15 protein-coding genes are annotated in these 15806 nt (G+C 62.3%); 4 read left to right on the forward strand and 11 right to left on the reverse strand.

Translation table 11 applies throughout. The features are described 5' to 3' along the window. Nucleotides 1–3: 3 nt before the first annotated feature. On the forward strand, nt 4–540 hold the full coding sequence (locus tag E4T66_RS05865) for a M48 metallopeptidase family protein (RefSeq protein WP_136847959.1): 537 nt from the start codon (nt 4–6) through the stop codon (nt 538–540). Nucleotides 541–548: 8 nt separating this feature from the next. Here the strand turns inward: E4T66_RS05865 and E4T66_RS05870 are convergent, their stop codons facing one another. The 5 genes from E4T66_RS05870 to E4T66_RS05890 form a co-directional block, all read right to left on the reverse strand. Then, complete coding sequence (locus E4T66_RS05870; protein WP_136847960.1) at nt 549–1358, reverse strand: class I SAM-dependent methyltransferase; 810 nt, start codon at nt 1356–1358, stop codon at nt 549–551. Between the two features lie 197 nt (nt 1359–1555). Continuing rightward, the gene (locus E4T66_RS05875) at nt 1556–2467 is read right to left on the reverse strand and encodes an OmpW/AlkL family protein (RefSeq protein ID WP_169577495.1); all 912 of its coding nucleotides are present in this window, start codon (nt 2465–2467) and stop codon (nt 1556–1558) included. 1 nt (nt 2468) lies between these two features. Further along, nucleotides 2469–3602, reverse strand: a complete 1134-nt coding sequence (locus E4T66_RS05880; protein ID WP_169577496.1) for an NnrS family protein — start codon at nt 3600–3602, stop codon at nt 2469–2471. 165 nt (nt 3603–3767) lie between these two features. Then, complete coding sequence (locus tag E4T66_RS05885) at nt 3768–4412, reverse strand: DUF305 domain-containing protein (protein WP_136847963.1); 645 nt, start codon at nt 4410–4412, stop codon at nt 3768–3770. Nucleotides 4413–4445: 33 nt separating this feature from the next. Next, entirely contained in the window at nt 4446–6035 is a 1590-nt protein-coding gene (locus E4T66_RS05890) for an LVIVD repeat-containing protein (protein WP_136847964.1), read from the reverse strand. A gap of 227 nt (nt 6036–6262) precedes the next feature. Between E4T66_RS05890 and nhaA the strand changes: the two genes are divergently transcribed. Beyond that, complete coding sequence (gene nhaA, locus E4T66_RS05895; RefSeq protein WP_136847965.1) at nt 6263–7444, forward strand: Na+/H+ antiporter NhaA; 1182 nt, start codon at nt 6263–6265, stop codon at nt 7442–7444. Between the two features lie 121 nt (nt 7445–7565). On the opposite strand, the gene E4T66_RS05900 is transcribed toward nhaA, so the two are convergent. Both E4T66_RS05900 and E4T66_RS05905 read right to left on the reverse strand, forming a co-directional pair. Further along, nucleotides 7566–8927 carry a cytochrome P450 gene (locus E4T66_RS05900; RefSeq protein WP_441347695.1) on the reverse strand — a complete coding sequence of 454 codons (1362 nt, stop codon included), beginning with the start codon at nt 8925–8927 and terminating at the stop codon, nt 7566–7568. 110 nt (nt 8928–9037) lie between these two features. Further along, a complete protein-coding gene (locus E4T66_RS05905) occupies nt 9038–9358 on the reverse strand; it encodes a 2Fe-2S iron-sulfur cluster-binding protein (protein WP_136847966.1) in 321 nt (106 codons plus the stop codon). A 213-nt stretch (nt 9359–9571) separates the two neighbouring features. Between E4T66_RS05905 and E4T66_RS05910 the strand changes: the two genes are divergently transcribed. Then, the gene (locus E4T66_RS05910) at nt 9572–10165 is read left to right on the forward strand and encodes a TetR/AcrR family transcriptional regulator (protein ID WP_136847967.1); all 594 of its coding nucleotides are present in this window, start codon (nt 9572–9574) and stop codon (nt 10163–10165) included. A gap of 393 nt (nt 10166–10558) precedes the next feature. Then, on the forward strand, nt 10559–11017 hold the full coding sequence (locus E4T66_RS05915; protein WP_136847968.1) for a DUF2846 domain-containing protein: 459 nt from the start codon (nt 10559–10561) through the stop codon (nt 11015–11017). 249 nt (nt 11018–11266) lie between these two features. Here the strand turns inward: E4T66_RS05915 and E4T66_RS05920 are convergent, their stop codons facing one another. The 4 genes from E4T66_RS05920 to E4T66_RS05935 all read right to left on the reverse strand — a co-directional run bounded on the left by E4T66_RS05920 (nt 11267) and on the right by E4T66_RS05935 (nt 15367). Next, nucleotides 11267–12508, reverse strand: coding sequence for a CaiB/BaiF CoA transferase family protein (locus E4T66_RS05920; RefSeq protein WP_248679462.1), 1242 nt, complete (start codon nt 12506–12508; stop codon nt 11267–11269). Between the two features lie 135 nt (nt 12509–12643). After that, complete coding sequence (locus E4T66_RS05925; RefSeq protein ID WP_136848079.1) at nt 12644–13444, reverse strand: enoyl-CoA hydratase-related protein; 801 nt, start codon at nt 13442–13444, stop codon at nt 12644–12646. A 68-nt stretch (nt 13445–13512) separates the two neighbouring features. Next, complete coding sequence (locus E4T66_RS05930; protein ID WP_136847970.1) at nt 13513–14652, reverse strand: acyl-CoA dehydrogenase family protein; 1140 nt, start codon at nt 14650–14652, stop codon at nt 13513–13515. A gap of 13 nt (nt 14653–14665) precedes the next feature. Beyond that, nucleotides 14666–15367 carry an acetoacetate decarboxylase family protein gene (locus E4T66_RS05935; RefSeq protein ID WP_136847971.1) on the reverse strand — a complete coding sequence of 234 codons (702 nt, stop codon included), beginning with the start codon at nt 15365–15367 and terminating at the stop codon, nt 14666–14668. Nucleotides 15368–15806: the final 439 nt, after the last annotated feature.

Raw genomic sequence — 15806 nt, forward strand, 5'->3', positions numbered from 1 at the left:
CGCATGGCTGCGGGTGACGACGCGCGCGACACGCTGATCCGGCGTTATCTCGGCACGTGTCCGGCGCCGTTGCAGTCGCAGATCCGTGAACTGATCGACAGCAACCGGCTCGCGCCCTATCTGCGGCAGCGCTATCCGGAACGCCATGCGATCCAGACCGACGGCGCCTTGTACGACTACGTGCAGGATCTGAAACAGTCCCACCTGCGCAGCTCGCCGCCGATCCACAAGGTCATGTGGCAGAACAAGATGGACGTGCTGCAGAACGTGCTCGGTCTGCATACGGCGATCTCACGCGTGCAGGGCGGACGCCTCAAGGCCAAAGCGGAAATCCGCGTCGCCAGTCTGTTCAAGGACACCGCGCCGGAGTTTCTGGAAATGGTGGTCGTGCACGAGCTGGCGCATCTGCGCGAGCGCGAGCACAACAAGGCGTTCTACCAGCTGTGCCGGCACATGCTGCCGGACTATCACCAGATCGAATTTGATCTGCGCCTGCTACTGCTGCAGCGCGCGCTGGGCGAAGCGCCCGCTGCCGGCTGATTGCGCGCTCAGCGCATCCGCGTTGCGAGCACGCCGTCACCGTTGAGCACGGTCGAGAAGCCGGCACGGCGCAGCCGGGTTGCCACCTCGTTCGGCACATCACGCTTGCTGGTCAGGCGGTTCGGTGCGCCGGTGTAGTGAAACAAGCGGCCGTTGACCTTGAGCACGCGCGCCAGCTGCACGTAGAACTCCTGAGAATACAGCTCGCCGGCAATGCCAAAGCGCGGCGGATCATGCAGGATCGCGTCCACCGATTCTCTGGGAATCTTGGCGATCTTTTCCGAGATGTCGCCTTGCGTCAGCGTCAGGCGCTCATCCGCCTGCGGCGACCACGGATTCAGGCTGCGCAGCCAGATCACATCCGGATTCTTCTCGTACGAATCCACGCGCAGAGCCCCGCCCTTCAGACACCACGCGGCGAAATACCCCAGGCCGCCGCAGGTATCGAGGATCACCTTGCCGCTGGGCTGGATCAGGCCGACCTTGCGTTCGGCATCCGCATACGGAGAAACATGCGCGGTCGGCAGCATCTTGATGCCGTCGATTTCAAATGTCGGCGCCCCCCATTCGGTCGGCACCAGCTTGATCAGCGAATTGCTGAAGCGCGCCGCCGGCTGAAAGCTGTCGTCATCCCAGTAATAGATCGTGCGGTCCTTGCAGACCTCGGCATACGGAAACGCGCGCCCGTTCCAGACCCACTCCGACGGTCCCACCGTGACCGTGCTGGTGCTGCGCCCCAGGTCCATCGAGCACGTAATGCTCGCCACCCCGGCGTCGCGCGCCTCAAGCAGTGCTTCGTGCACGGGTAGCGTCAACATCGGCCCCAGGGGCTTCACAGCCGGGGTTTCGCTCGCAGCCAAGGTTTCGCTCACAGTGTTTCGATGTCCGCTGAGATCAACGCACCGCGCGTCGAACCGGCGCAGAGTTTAGCGCCTTGCCCTGTTGCGCGAGGGCTCGACGCGCCAACCGGTCCGCCGCGCCAGCCACACAGGCCGGCCCCGTGCAGATCGAAGCATCAGAACGCGTAACGCGCAGCCAGCATCAAACCACTCGCATCGACGTTGACGCGGCCCCGCGTCGTGCCGAGCAAAGTGCCGTCTGCCGCGTACACACGGAAAGTCGTCGTCCCCGAATAGGGCGCGTAGACCGCAGCGGCCAGCAGCCCCCAGCGATCCGTCATCGTGTAGGACACCCCGAGCTTGACCGCGGGCGCCCACAGCGGCGGCGCCGAGACGCGCACCGACGTCGGGCCGGGCTTGAGTGAATTCAGCGCCAGCGGCCTGCCGAATTCGTCGTTGATGGCCTGTTCGAACTCCGGATCGAGCTGCAGCTGAGTAAACCAGGTGTAGGTCGCGCCCAGCGCGGCGAACGGACGCAGCCGATCATCCGCATCGCCCCACAGAAACTGCAGCGAAAAAATCGGACTCCATTGCCGCACTGTCATCAGCGGGTTGAGCTGCGGATCGCCCAGATCGATCCGGAACAGTGCCGCGCTCGGCCCCGGTGGCGCAGCGATACCCCGCCCTTCCACCTCGACCACTGGCGGATAGCCACCATCGACTTCAATCGAAATCCGGTCCGTGACGAAATACGCGACCGACGTCACCAACGTCGCCAGATCACGCGGATGCGCCGACAGGCCATCGGTATCGAACGACTGCGGAATCCCCAGCAGCGGATAATTCGAATTCAGTTCGGTATGGACGGCGGTCTCCGAGCCGAGGCTGCGGCCATACATCGCACCCACCAGCAGCCAGGTATCGCCGGCCTCCTGCGCCGATGCGCCGCTCGCGATTGCACTCAGCGGCAGCGCCATCAAAGCCAGTTGTTTCAGAGGTGTCCGATACATCCGATAGAGCGTAGCCCAGCACGCTCCGCCGAAGGTCAAGGAACGGTCAACGACATCGTCGTCGCTGCGCCACCGCACGCTAGGCCTTGCGCCACAACAGCGGTGCAAGCGCCAGGAAATAGATCGAAAAGGCGCCCGCCCACAGCATCGCGCTGCCGCTCCAGCCGCTGATGCCGCCGAGCGGCCACACGGCATAACTGCCCACGCGCAGCACGCCCGCGGCCACCACCGCGATAAACGCGAAGACCAGCCAGCGACCGGCGACGATTGGGCGTCCGGAGTGCCCCAACGCCACACGCGTCATCATGCCGAGGCCCAGACAGCCCAGACCGCCCGCCATCAGGATGTGAATCGGCAGCGTCAGCGGCGAGTGCAGCCAGCCCAGATGCAGCAGCGCCGCCACGCCATACGCGGCGACGAGCCAGGCATAGCCCACATGCAATATCCACAGCATCGGTTCGCGCACGGTCCGCCACGGCTGCCACAGCAGCAGACGCAGCAGCGCGGACGCGCCGGCGATTGCCGCTGCCACACCGGCCCAGATCGTTAGCGGCAGGGCCACCACCAGCACACCCGCCAGCAGTGCGCTGAGCGTGGACAGCCAGTTCAGCCACGGCCACTGCAGCGGCGTGTACTGCAAGCGGTTGGCCGAGAAGAAGGGGATCACACGACCGCCCATGAAGACCATCAGGAACCCCACCAGCCATGCCGTCAGGGTGATCAGCTGCCGCGCCTGATCGATCTGCTGATGGCGCAGGCTCCAATGGAAACCCAGATTGATCAGCGCCAGCCCCCACAGAAACGGGATGAACATGTAATTGCGCCGATTGCCGCTGCGCAGCAGCACCCGCGTCATCATCGCCGCCAGCAGCGGCAGCACGCCGCTGTCGAACACGGCGGAGAACCGCTGCCACTCCACGTCTGGCACCAGTGCGGTCACGCGTGCGCAGAGCCAGATCACCACCAGCAACGCCAGCGAAGCCGGCGTCGTTGTTTTCTGGCCGGTCCAGTTCGCCGCGGCCGTCAGCACAAAGCCCGCGATGACCGCGGTCGCGAAGCCCAGCAGCATTTCGTGCGCATGCCACAAGGTGGCGTTCGGCAGCAGCGGCACCGCGCCGGACAAACCGCCAAGCCAGACCAGCACGCTCACTGCCGTGTACAGCGCAGCCAGCGGGAAGAATGGGCGGAACGCCTGGGTCAGATAGATCGGCATGCGGATACGGCACTCTGGCAAGGCAACGACGCCCATTCTGCAGCGAATGCGCGGATGCTGTAGCCGAAAACGATACTCGCCGGCGCCAGAACGGACGCGGTACTGCAGACATCAGGCGCAGCGCAACGAGGCCCCGGGACTGGGATCGGACGTCCGCTGCGTCAGTCAGCCGGTCTTATCCGCCCAGCCACGCAACAGCAGCAGCATCGTGTTGAGCTCTTCAATCTGTTGCACGGTGATCTGCGCCGCCAGCGTACGCACCGCAGGAATATCGGTATTGAGCGAAGCGAAATGCGCCATCGGCAGCCCGCCCTGATGATGGCGAATCATCAGCTGCAGAAACAGCGCGTCACGCGCGTCGCCATCCAGCGCACGCAGCTGATTGAGTTCCTCGCTGCTCGCCAGCCCCGGCATGCCGCCCGGCGCACTCTGGCAATCCAGCAGATAGCGGGACAACGCGGCGTCCGGAGGGACCTTGCCCAGCAGCATCCAGTCCATCTCGCGCGTGGCCGGCAGCAGCGGCTTGCCCCACAAGCCAAGCCAGCCGCGCATCTGTCCGATTTCCAGCAGCTGCGCGGACGCGATCGAACTCGCCAGACCGCCCAGGCGGGTCGTCCCGCTGTTCAACAGCGTCTGCGCCATGACGACAGCCTGGTCGTGATGCAGGCTCATGAACTGGGCGAAGCCGATCTCCACCGGGCCGGCTTCCGCAGTCGCCGTCGCGGTCCGCGCCTGGCCGAGCCGTTGCCCCAACGCGAACGCGGCCGTCAGCCCCGCCAGCACCGCGATGCCGAGCACGATGCTCCGCATGCCTTTCACCGGATCGATCTCACTGGATCGGCTTCACTGGATCGGATAGGCGCCGTTGGTGAATTCCAGCACCATGAAACCGTTGTCCATGCAGGTGACCCAGAGCTGATCGCCGACGAAACGCGGCGGCGAGCTGCACCAGTCCGCGCTGAGGTCACCGGACAGCAGATCGCCGTTGGCCAGCGCCCCGGACACCATGTTCGGCAACTCCGCCACGAAGGCACCGACGTAGCGCAGATCGACACCCAGCACGTCCGCCGGATTCTCGGTGCCCGAGGTGTACAGATCGGACACCGTCGGCGCCAATCCGCCTACCCAGGCGTGCAGAGAGTGCTGCAACTGCAGGCCCTTGCCGGTCTGCGCCGGCGGATTGAAGTACGCGATCTCGAACGGCTTCATCGGGTCCGCAACGTTGAATACGCGGATGCCGGACTGGAAATAGCCGCAAGCCAGCGCCTTGGGATTGGTCGGCGTATCCACCGTGCAGTAATGCGCTTCGTAACCGAACACGCCGTCGCCAGCAGTGTCCGCCGTGCGCTTCTCGGCGTTTTCACGCAGCTGGATTTCGAGCTGGATCTGATTGACCACCACCGGCTGCGTCGGATCGGAGATATCAATGATGTGAATGCCTTCCGAATCGAATTCGTCCGGTGCAATCAGATACGGCTTGCCGCCCCAGGTCACCGGCAGTGCGTGCTGGCCGCAGCTGGCCGGATTCCAGCTCACCGAACCGATCTGGCGAATCATCGGCACCGGCGCACGGCTCTGGACTTCGCTGACATCCAGGATCACCACCCCGCCGGGGAAGCAGGTCGTCAGATACAGCGTGTTGCCGTCTTCGCTGAGTTCCACACCGTGGTTGGCCGGAAAGCCGGCGAAGCCGGTGTAGACGATCTTCGGCGTCGCGGGCTCGCTGACATCGATGGCCGTCAGCCCGCCCAGAACGTTGCCGGTGGCCCAGTAGGTGTTGCCATCCGGCGCCCAGTTGCCTTCATGGCCCATCAGATTTGCCGGCAGCTCCAGCGAGGTGTCGCCCAGACCATTCAAGTGCACCGGATGGGCACAGTCGGTCACGTCATAGACGTCGAAGAATCCGACGCCCACTTCCAGTCCGACCGCCACACCGCCCAGCAGATTGCGCGGCTGGTTGGTCTTCAGCGACTCCCAGGTGCCGGTCAGAAACGACGGCGACGCCAGTGTCCCGGTCAGCACCGGCTGCGCGGGGTCCGCCGCACTGACCACATGCACGCCGCGAGTAGGTTCCAGCAATTGCAGCGGATCGACCAGCGCACCACTGGTGGACAGGTAGGCGCAGTCGCCGATCGACGGGCTGACCACGCTCGCACCATTGCCCTGGTACTGACCCACCAGCTTCAGGTTGCAGCTGTAGCCGTCCAGATTGCGGCCGTTGTCACGATCCTCGCGCGATACCTGCCCTTGCAGTCCGGTTTCCGGCTGGGACCCGTCACCGCACCTGGCCTTGGGCACCGATGCGTTGGAACCCGCGACGATGGCGGAGGGCGCGACGTCCTCGCTGCTGCCACATCCCGCAAGAAAGGCGCCGCCACACATCAGCACCGACAAGCATGCGCGTGTCGCCGCACTGCGGAATGTTGCTGGCATACACCGTTCTCCTGTTTTGTAGTTTCCCACGCGCAACGCTGGCTTGAGGCGTGGGCTCGCGCATTCATGCGGGCGCAATGGCTGATCTTAGCGGATACAGCCCGATTTCATGTCGGCAAATCCGGGGGCCGAAGTCCGAGAACACCCCACACCTGCTGCGCCGGCGGCACCAAGTTCGCAGCCGACAGGTAAGATCAGGGACTCCCGCCCCAACCCAACAATCCCGCATGCTGCAACCTTTGCGTGAATTCATGAAGCTGGGACCGGCCGGAGGCATCGTGCTGATCGCCGCCGCGATCCTCGCAATGCTGATGGCCAATTCGCCATTGGCGAAGTACTACAACCTGCTGCTGGAGCTTCCGGTCGAGATCCGCGTCGGGCCGCTGGAGCTGGCCAAGCCCCTGCTGCTCTGGATCAACGACGGCCTGATGGCCGTGTTCTTCTTTCTCGTCGGGCTCGAACTCAAGCGCGAAATTCTCGAAGGCGAGCTGCGCAACCCACGCACCGCCGCACTGCCGATCATCGGCGCCGTCGGTGGCATGGCGGTGCCGGCGCTGATCTATCTGTTCATCAACCGCGACAACCCCGCGGCGGTCAACGGCTGGGCCATTCCCGCTGCCACCGACATCGCCTTCGCGCTCGGCGTGCTGTCGCTGCTCGGCCCACGCGTGCCAACCTCGCTGAAGATTTTCCTGGTGTCACTGGCGATCTTCGACGACATGGGCGCCATCGTCATCATCGCGCTGTTCTACACCGCAGACCTGTCGACCACGGCGCTAAGCGTAGCGTTGCCCTGTCTGGTGATTCTGTTCGTCATGAACCGCCGTGGCGTCGCCCACATCGCCCCGTATGTGCTGGTCGGGCTCGTCATGTGGATCGCTGTGCTCAAGTCCGGCGTACACGCCACGCTGGCCGGCGTCGCACTGGCCATGTTCATTCCGCTCAAGGACAAGAAGAACCCCGAACACTCGCCGCTGCACAGCGTCGAGGAAGACCTGCAGGGCGCTGTTGCCTTTGGCATCCTGCCGCTGTTTGCCTTCGCCAACTCCGGCGTCACGCTCGCCGGCACCGGCGCCGATCAATGGCTGCACTCGGTTCCGGTTGGCATCGCTGCCGGCCTGTTCGTTGGCAAGCAGGTTGGCGTATTCGGCCTGTGCTGGCTCGCGACGAAGATCGGCATTACCCGCCTGCCCGGAGACGTCCGCTGGTCCCAGCTCTACGGCGCCTCCGTGCTCTGCGGCATCGGCTTCACCATGAGCCTGTTCATCGGCTCGCTGGCCTTCGACAACACCGGCGTCGATCGCTTCTTCGACGAACGCATCGGCATCATTGCCGGGTCACTGTTGTCTGCGGTGCTGGGATATTTGATTCTGAGAACAACATTGCCGAAGGTCGTGGCGAAGCCTTGACGGCATGGCCGCACGTAAACAGCCCACCCGACAGCGATCGAACTTCCGCTGCGTCTGACCTGCCCGTTCGGACAGGTCAGACGTTCGGTCGCGGTGCCCCTCGACGATTCCCGTCCAGTTTCTAGGCTTTCGCGGTGAGTTTCACCGTCATCTCGGAATAGCCTTTGACGAAGTTCGACTGCACGTATTTGGGTTCGCCGACGACTTCAATCTTGTCGAAGCGCTGGATCAACTCCTCCCAGAGAATGCGCAATTGCATCTCGGCAAGGCGGTTGCCCATGCAGCGATGAATGCCGAAGCCAAAGGAGATGTGGTTACGTGCGTTCTTGCGATCAATGATGAATTGATCCGGTTGCTCAATGGCGCGTTCGTCACGGTTGCCCGAGGCATACCACATCACCACCTTGTCGCCTTTCTTGATGGTTTTTCCGTTCAGCTCCACATCCTGCTTGGCGATACGACGCATGTAGGCCAAGGGCGTCTGCCAGCGGATGATTTCGGAAACCATATTCGGAATCAGGGACGGATCATTCTTGAGTTTGGTGAACTCGTCCGGGAACCGGTTCAGCGCCAGCACGCCGCCAGTCATCGAATTGCGCGTGGTGTCGTTGCCGCCAACAATCAATAGCGCCAGGTTGCCCAGGAACTCCATCGGCTTGTTGATGAGATTCTTGGTGTCGTCATTGCTCAGCATCAGACTCATCAGATCGAAGCCGGTCGCTTCGCCGGCATCTCTCTTGGCTTCCTTCTCGCGCCACAGCTGCGAAAACTGCTTGGCCATGTCGGCCATGCCTCTGAACAGTTCGTCGGTATCGCTCGTGCCACCGGTGGTCTCAGCGCCGCCCCCCGCCAGATCCGACCAGTAGACGAGTTTGCGACGGCTTTCGTAAGGGAAATCCAGCAGCGTCGCCAGCATGCGTGCGGTGAGCTCGATCGAGACCTCTTCGACCCAGTTGAAAGGCTTGTTCAGCGGCAGACCGTCCAGCACTTCCTGAGTCCGGCTGCGAATCAGCCCTTCCATTTCCTTGAGATTCTTCGGTGCCACGACACCTTGCACGGCACGCCTCTGCACGTCGTGCTTGGGCGGGTCCATGGCAATGAACATCTCCAGCGACAGTCCTTCCGGGGCAGCACCAATCACGATGAAAGGCTCTGCAGAGAACAGATCGTGGTTCTTGTCCACGAACAGGATGTCTTCATAGCGGGTGATCGACCAGAACGGACCGAAAGCACTTTTCTTCTGGTAGTGCACCGGGCATTCGTCACGCAGGCGCTTGAAATACGACTCCCAACGATTCTGGGCAAAGAGAAATGGATTGCTCACGTCGATGTCTTCAATCGCCAGCGTCGAGACATCCGGGATTGGCGATTCCACAAACGCCGGGAAATCGGGCCGCCGCAAGATCTTCTTCTTGGCGTTGAACAACAGGTGCGCGCCCTTGATCTGCAGGTCCATGGGAACCACTGCGGTCCCGATGTCCATCACAGTCGCTTTGGCTTTTTCGATGAGTCCGGATTTCATTTGAATAGCGCCTCCAAGCATTGAATTTTTATATGCGCCAACCCGCGCAAGGGATCGTTGCGACGTTTGATCTACATCTGGAATTCGGGCAGGCGAACCACCATGCCGTCCATCTCTTCCGTAGTGGTGATCTGGCAGGACAATCGTGACGTGCGTGAGCGATCGGGTGTCAGCTCCAGAAGATTCGCCTCGTCATCCTTGGCCACCCCGGCTGCAGCCATCCATTCTTCGGACAGGACAACGTGACAGGTCCCGCAGGCACAGGAGCCACCGCAGTCTGCATCGATGCCCGGGACCAGATTGTCCATCGCGGTTTGCATCAGCGACTTGCCTTCTTCGATATCGACCGTGTGCCGGGTACCGTCGTGCTGGATAAACGTGATTCTGCCCACGCGCGCCTCTCCTCAATGTCTCGTAATGAAAAATTCTTCCTGACGCGCGAACACAACACCGCGCTCAAGCATGGCTACCTAATTGATGCATTTAATCTACCTTGTAGTAGATTATAATGTCAACGACGCTCGATCACACCCGCTCAGAGATGCGAATTGACTGTATTTGCGGAAAAAAATAACCTACTTGATTGAAGATTAAAGAGGCGCTGGATGGCACGTCCGAAGAAGCAAAGTGACACTGCTGACACGCGCGACAAGATCTTGCGTGCGGCACGCATTGAATTCGCCGCACACGGCATTGGGGCTCCCCTGGAAGCCATTGCCGCACGCTGCGGCATCCGCCGACCTTCCCTGCTGCATCACTTCCCGTCAAAAGCCGCATTGATTGTCGCCGTGACCGACGACATTCTGCGTAAGGCACGCGAGCGACTCCTCGATGCCATCGGCCAGGGTCAGGGCAACTATGGCCGGACGATGATGAGCATCGTCGCCGTGATGCGTGAGCTGGAAGCCGAAGAACACGGCGTCGGAGGTGCGCTGATTCATGCCGTTCTGGCCGAGGACGAACAAGGGCCGGTGACACAGAAGATCAGCGAACTCATCGACATCATTTACTCCACCATCCTGATGGCGGGACCATCAAAAGGCGCATCCAGCGAGGAATTGCGCGCGGCACTGGCCCATCTGGTGATGGGTGAATTGACCCGCCTCGCATTAGGCCCCCGAGCCACGCAGCTGTGGGGCACCGGGGATGGCGTCAATCCTCTGTTCCGCAGCTACTTCCTGGACAGCAAACCGGAGTGATTTGGCTCTGGCTCAATCTGGCCAGAGCAATGTCTTGCTTCCGCCCCGAGTGGGGATCCTCCTGCGGCACGTAGCAACCCATGGTCCTCATTAGGGTCACCCCGCTGAAGATAACCACAAAATGGGACTTCCCATGCCTAACGCACTGCCTTGAGATGCGCCGCCGGCCCGTTTGACTGCAAGCAGATTGGCGCATTGGGCCCGTACCGGCTCGCCACGTACCAGCGAATCCGGTCCGGAAAACGCTGCAGCATCAACCCGACTGTCGAGGTCCGAACCTGTCCGTTCGGACAGGTAGTTTTTCCAGGCAATTGAAGGCACGCTCCCTGATGCCGGCATAAACGCATTGCGTTGGCCGTCCAGTGGTTAAGACCAGAACAGGGAGAAAGAAAAATGTCCAGCAAGATCGCTCTCGTTGCGCTGACTGCGACACTTCTCGCAGGCTGCGCGTCAGTTCCCATGGCGAGCAAGGACGCCAGCAGCCAGGCCAAAGCCTTCGCGCCACCTTCGGGAACGAATGCCGGTCTGTACATCTTCCGCACCGGCGGCGCGGGTGGCGCGTTGAAAAAGGATATCTGGGTCGACGGCAAATGCATCGGCGAGTCCGCACAGAATGTCTTCTTCTTTGAAGAGGTCGCGGGAAATCAGGAGCACGTCATTTCAACTGAATCGGAGTTCTCCCCGAACCAGTTGAAGCTGACGACTGCGAGCAACACGAACTACTTCATCGAGCAGTACATGAAGATGGGTGTCTTCGTGGGGGGCGCCAACCTGCGACTGGTCGATGAAGGCACTGGCAAGGCAAAAATCGCAAAGCTGGAGATGGCCACGAAGGGCAGCTGCAGTCAGTAGTTCCACCGTCGAATGGGCGAAACTCCGTCACTTCGTCCACTGACACGTCCGCCCAGGAAAACTCGGATGCACGTTATGCTCGGGGGCGCCGTGCGCGCAGCAGGACAACCTGCAGACAGGCAAAAAAAGGCCGCCCAACGGGCGGCCCAGGAAGTGTGGTGGTTTGTGATCGGGTCAGATCACGGATGAGACTCTAAACGCACTCAGTCTCAAATCCTGAGCCCCGCGTCACGGTGCACTCCAAGTGCTTCACGCACGACGCTTTTTCGGCGTCAGGCGGGCGAGGACTTCTTCCGTATCCGCACCCAGCTTCGGCGCGGGCCCAACTTTGGGGCGTTGGCCCGAAAACAACAGCGGAAGCGCGAAGCTGGGTTTGCCGCCGTCGTCCTCGATCATCCCGCGCGCGTGAACCTGCTCGTTCTGCAGCACTTCCTGCAGGTTCAGGATCGGCGTCACGCAGGCGTCGCGGTCCTGCAGCAACGCAGCCCAGGAGTCCCGCGTGCGCGTCAGGAACAGGCCAGCCAGCGCAAGGCGGATCGGTGCAGTGACCTTGCGCGCGCGCTTCGGATCACCAAACAGCTTGTCGAGCTTGCCGAACGGATCGTTGTTGGCACTGCGGGTCTTGCCGCCTTCACTACCCTGCTCTTTCTTCCTGCCGGGCAGCAGCGCACGCAGCGGTGCCGGCAGTTCATCACCGAGCACGGTCAACAGCTTCATGAAGAACTTGGGTTCGAGCGCGCCGACGGCGAGGTACTTGCCGTCGCGGCAGCGGTAGAGGTTGTAGTTGGGCAGAGCACCGGTGAGCATGCCGGTGCCACGACGGGGCACGGCACCTTCCTGACGCAGCGTCGCCAGCGCGATCGGCTGCATGGCCAGCGCGCCGTCCATCATCGACGAATCGACAAAGGTGCCTTGCCCTGAAGCGCGCGCACCGATCACGGCAGCGAGAATGCCGACCGTGCAGGTCAGCGCGCCGCCAGCGAGATCGGCGATCTGCAGATTGGACTGCGCAGGCGGGCCGCCGGCGGTGCCGATCTGATCCAGCACCCCGGACAGCGCGAGATAGTTCATGTCATGCCCGGCCCAGTCCTTGTACGGCCCGGTCTGTCCGTAACCGGTCAACGCGGCGTAGACGAGCTTGGGGTTGCGCGCACGCAGCACCTCGTAGCCACAGCCCAGCTTGTCCATCACGCCGGGGCGGAACGATTCGAGCACGACGTCGGCGGTGTCGACGAGCTGGAAGAAATGCTCGCGATCTTCGGCCGTGCGCAGATCGAGCGTGACGGACTTCTTGCCACGATTGACCAGATTGAACATCTCGCCCATGCCACGGGCATAGTCGCCGCCCTGCGGCTCTTCGATCTTGATGATTTCCGCGCCCATCTGCGCCAGATACAGCGTGCAGAACGGTCCGGGCAGCAGGCGCGACAGATCAAGCACGCGGATGCCGGCGAGCAAGGGATTGGAGGTGGATTTTGTTTTTTCGGTCACGTTCAAACTCTCTTCAAGATCTTCGGCACGCTGCATGTGCTGGGCAATGCCTGCGGTTCAATATTCACAGTATGGATGGGACTTCCGCACCTGGCGCCCCACGAATTGGCGGGGCCACCCGGTGTCATTCTCGGATCAGCGCCCTTTGAAGTTGGCTTTGCGCTTCTGGATGAAGGCAGACACGCCTTCGGCGAAGTCGTTGGTGCGACCGCATTCGCGTTGCAGCTCGCGCTCCATTGCCAGCTGCTCCGGCAGATCGTTGTCGGCAGCCTGATGGATCGTGCGCTTGATGCGTTCGATGGCGAACGCCGGCCCATTGGCGAGCTTGCCGGCCAGCGCCATCGCCGAAGGCATCAGCTGCTCGTCATCGACGACGTCCCAGATCATGCCCCACTGATGCGCCTGCTCTGCCGGCAGACGCTCACCGAGCAGGCACATGCCCATCGCGCGCTGCGGTCCGGCCAGGCGCGGCAACGCCCAGGTGCCGCCGGCATCGGGAATCAGGCCGATGTTCACGAAAGCCTGCAGGAAGTAGGCGCTGCGCGCAGCAATGGTGAGATCCGCGAGCAGCGCGATATTGGCCGCGGCGCCGGCGGCAATGCCGTTGACCGCAGCGATGATCGGCTTGGACAGCGCGCGCATCTTCAGCACCAGCGGGTTGTAGGTGGTTTCCAGCGCCAGACCGAGATCCAGCTGGCCTTTGTCGTCCAGCGGCGGATTGCTCATGTTGGCAATCAGATCAGCGCCGGAGGAGAAGCCGCGACCCTCGCCGGTCAGCACGATGGCGCCAACGTCGGCATCCGCTGCCGCGCGATCGAGTGCATCGGAGACTTCATTCAGCAGTTCCGGGGTCAGTGCATTGAGTGCCTTGGGGCGATTCAGACGGATGCACGCAACGCGTGCTTCGACGCTATAGAGAATGTTCTGGTAGTCCATGGATGCGTTGTGGTGTTCTGGTATGAGTTCGCGCTTGCGTGCCGGGCGTTGCAGCGTCGACAGCGGCGTCAATCGAGGATCGAGCGCGCGATGATCTCTTTCATGATCTCGGAGGTACCGGCAAGAATGCGGTGGATGCGCTCGTCCTGGTACAGGCGGCAGATTTCGTATTCCTCCATGTAACCGGCACCGCCGTGCAGCTGCACACCGGCATCGACCATGCGGCCGTTGACCTCGCTGGTGTAGAGCTTGGCGCGCGCAGCGTCTTCGGCGCTGAGCTTGCCTTCGTTGTGCACTTCGACGCAGCGGTCGACGAAGGTCTGCGCGATCTCGATTTCGGTATCCAGCGCAGCAAGCACAAAACGCGTGTTCTGGAACTTGGAGATCGGCTTGCCGAAGGCCTTGCGCTGCATCACGAAGTCACGCGTGATCTGCATCGCCAGCCGCGCGCCGGCGATGTTGCCGCACGCGGCGATCAGACGTTCTTCAGCCAGCCCCTGCATCAGCTGGTAGAAGCCCTTGTGCGGCTGACCCAGCACGTTTTCCTTGGGGATACGCACATCGCGGAAGAACAGCTCGGCAGTGTCCTGCGACTTCAGGCCCATCTTTTTCAGCAGGCGCCCGCGCTCGAAGCCTTCCATGCCGCGTTCGACCAGGAACAGCGTCACGCCGTGCGGGTTGTCAGGATGCGTGCGCGCCGCAACGATGACGACGTCCGCATTGATGCCATTGGAGATATAGGTCTTGGCGCCGTTGAGCACCCAGTGATCGCCGTCTTCGACCGCGCGTGACTTCATGCCCGCGAGATCGGAGCCGGCGTCTGGCTCAGTCATGGCGATGGCAAGAATCTTCTCGCCACTGATCATGCCGGGCAGAAAACGCTGCTTCTGCTCCTCGGTGCCGAAGTGCTGGATGTACGGACCGACCAGACGGCTGTGCAGCGTGATGAAGTAGCCGCTGTCGCCGTGAAAGGCGTTTTCCTCGATCAGGATCTGTTCGAAGCGGAAATCCTTCAGCCCCAGACCACCGTAGGCTTCGTCCGCCCACATACACAGGTAGCCGGCGTCGCCGGCTTTGCGGAAAGCCTCGCGGTCGATCACGCCGGTTTCGCGCCAGCGTTCGCTGTGCGGGCGGATCTCGGTCTGGAAGAACTTGCGCGCGGAGTCGCGGAACAACTCCATCTCGGCATCCAGGGGTTTGCGCTGCATGGGAATGAATCCTTTAAAGACTGGGAATGACCTGCGAGGTCGGGAATGTCATGCGGAAGCGCGGTACCTGCACCGCGAGCACCGGCTTGGCCTCGCCGAGGTCGGGAAAGACTGCGGAATCGAAGCGCGCGCGCCGCAACCGCGCCGGCTTGATCCAGCCACTGGCGGAGGGCGAGTAGATATAGGTCTGGCCGTCGTGATGCTGGCCCAGGGTGCGCAGACTGCGCGGCACCAGCACGCTGGAGAACGGCAGCCAGATCGGCAGACTGCTGAATTCAAGCTCGGCGAAGACGCTGCCATTCTTCGACACACGCACCTGATCCACCCCGTGCTGCCCATAGCGCACGTCGAACTGGGCAACATCCTTGGGGATACCCCAATTGCGCTGACCGTTGACGACGCTGTCCATGGACGAGACGAAGATGCGGCTGATGCTCAAGTGGCGCTTGCCATCAGCGAACGGGAAGCTGCCGGGAATGAACAGCAGCTCGTGATACGGCCCGACATCGGACGACGCATAGTCGACGAACATCATCCAGCCGTAACGCGAAGCACCGCGACGGCCAGCCAGCGACGGCGGCAGGAACGCATCCTGCGCGACGCAGTTATCCGGGAAACGCAGCATCGCGATATAGCCGCGGCCGTGCAGTAGCCACGGCGCGGGCGCGTTGGCGATCGCGGGCTCACGGGCCGCAGACGCGGCGGGCGCATTCATCACGTTCTCTCCTCAGTTGTTCGATCACGCATCGGGGCAGTACATGCACGGGCCGGCGCCGATTGGGTAACTACAATTACCAAAAGACTCCGCGTGCCGGTGCCGATTGTGCCTCGCCGCCTGCACGTGCGCCTGTCATTGCTGATCCCGGTTCAGCATGATCGCCGCAACAGTGATTACCCGCACCCTTCATTTCGGCCAGTCACTTGATTGTTCCGGTCAGCTCGCACCCTAACTTTTGGCTGAGAATTGCGGCCAAGCGCTTGATCCGGCGGGTCAGCGGGCGCGCCAGGCGTCAAACCCGGATGACGCCGGCATTACGCTGCCTATAATGCGGCCAACCGGACACACAGAAGAATGATGGCCGGAGGAGAGTCCCGCACGATGCGTGCAGCCGTAACCCTGCTTTGGCTTGGCTTCAGCCGGTTCTCACGGCAAA

The sequence above is a fragment of the Sinimarinibacterium arenosum genome, assembly GCF_005047655.1.
GTDB lineage: Bacteria > Pseudomonadota > Gammaproteobacteria > Nevskiales > Nevskiaceae > Solimonas.

Bases quoted from the DNA above. Each gene is read 5' to 3' on its own strand.
- E4T66_RS05880 (WP_169577496.1), bottom strand. From the start codon at position 3,602: ATGCCGATCTATCTGACCCAGGCGTTCCGCCCATTCTTCCCGCTGGCT.
- E4T66_RS05935 (WP_136847971.1), bottom strand. From the start codon at position 15,367: ATGAATGCGCCCGCCGCGTCTGCGGCCCGTGAGCCCGCGATCGCCAAC.
- E4T66_RS05910 (WP_136847967.1), top strand. From the start codon at position 9,572: ATGGCACGTCCGAAGAAGCAAAGTGACACTGCTGACACGCGCGACAAG.
- E4T66_RS05865 (WP_136847959.1), top strand. From the start codon at position 4: ATGGCTGCGGGTGACGACGCGCGCGACACGCTGATCCGGCGTTATCTC.
- E4T66_RS05885 (WP_136847963.1), bottom strand. From the start codon at position 4,412: ATGCGGAGCATCGTGCTCGGCATCGCGGTGCTGGCGGGGCTGACGGCC.
- E4T66_RS05870 (WP_136847960.1), bottom strand. From the start codon at position 1,358: ATGTTGACGCTACCCGTGCACGAAGCACTGCTTGAGGCGCGCGACGCC.
- E4T66_RS05925 (WP_136848079.1), bottom strand. From the start codon at position 13,444: ATGGACTACCAGAACATTCTCTATAGCGTCGAAGCACGCGTTGCGTGC.
- E4T66_RS05915 (WP_136847968.1), top strand. From the start codon at position 10,559: ATGTCCAGCAAGATCGCTCTCGTTGCGCTGACTGCGACACTTCTCGCA.
- E4T66_RS05930 (WP_136847970.1), bottom strand. From the start codon at position 14,652: ATGCAGCGCAAACCCCTGGATGCCGAGATGGAGTTGTTCCGCGACTCC.
- nhaA (WP_136847965.1), top strand. From the start codon at position 6,263: ATGCTGCAACCTTTGCGTGAATTCATGAAGCTGGGACCGGCCGGAGGC.
- E4T66_RS05890 (WP_136847964.1), bottom strand. From the start codon at position 6,035: ATGCCAGCAACATTCCGCAGTGCGGCGACACGCGCATGCTTGTCGGTG.
- E4T66_RS05900 (WP_441347695.1), bottom strand. From the start codon at position 8,927: ATGGACATCGGGACCGCAGTGGTTCCCATGGACCTGCAGATCAAGGGC.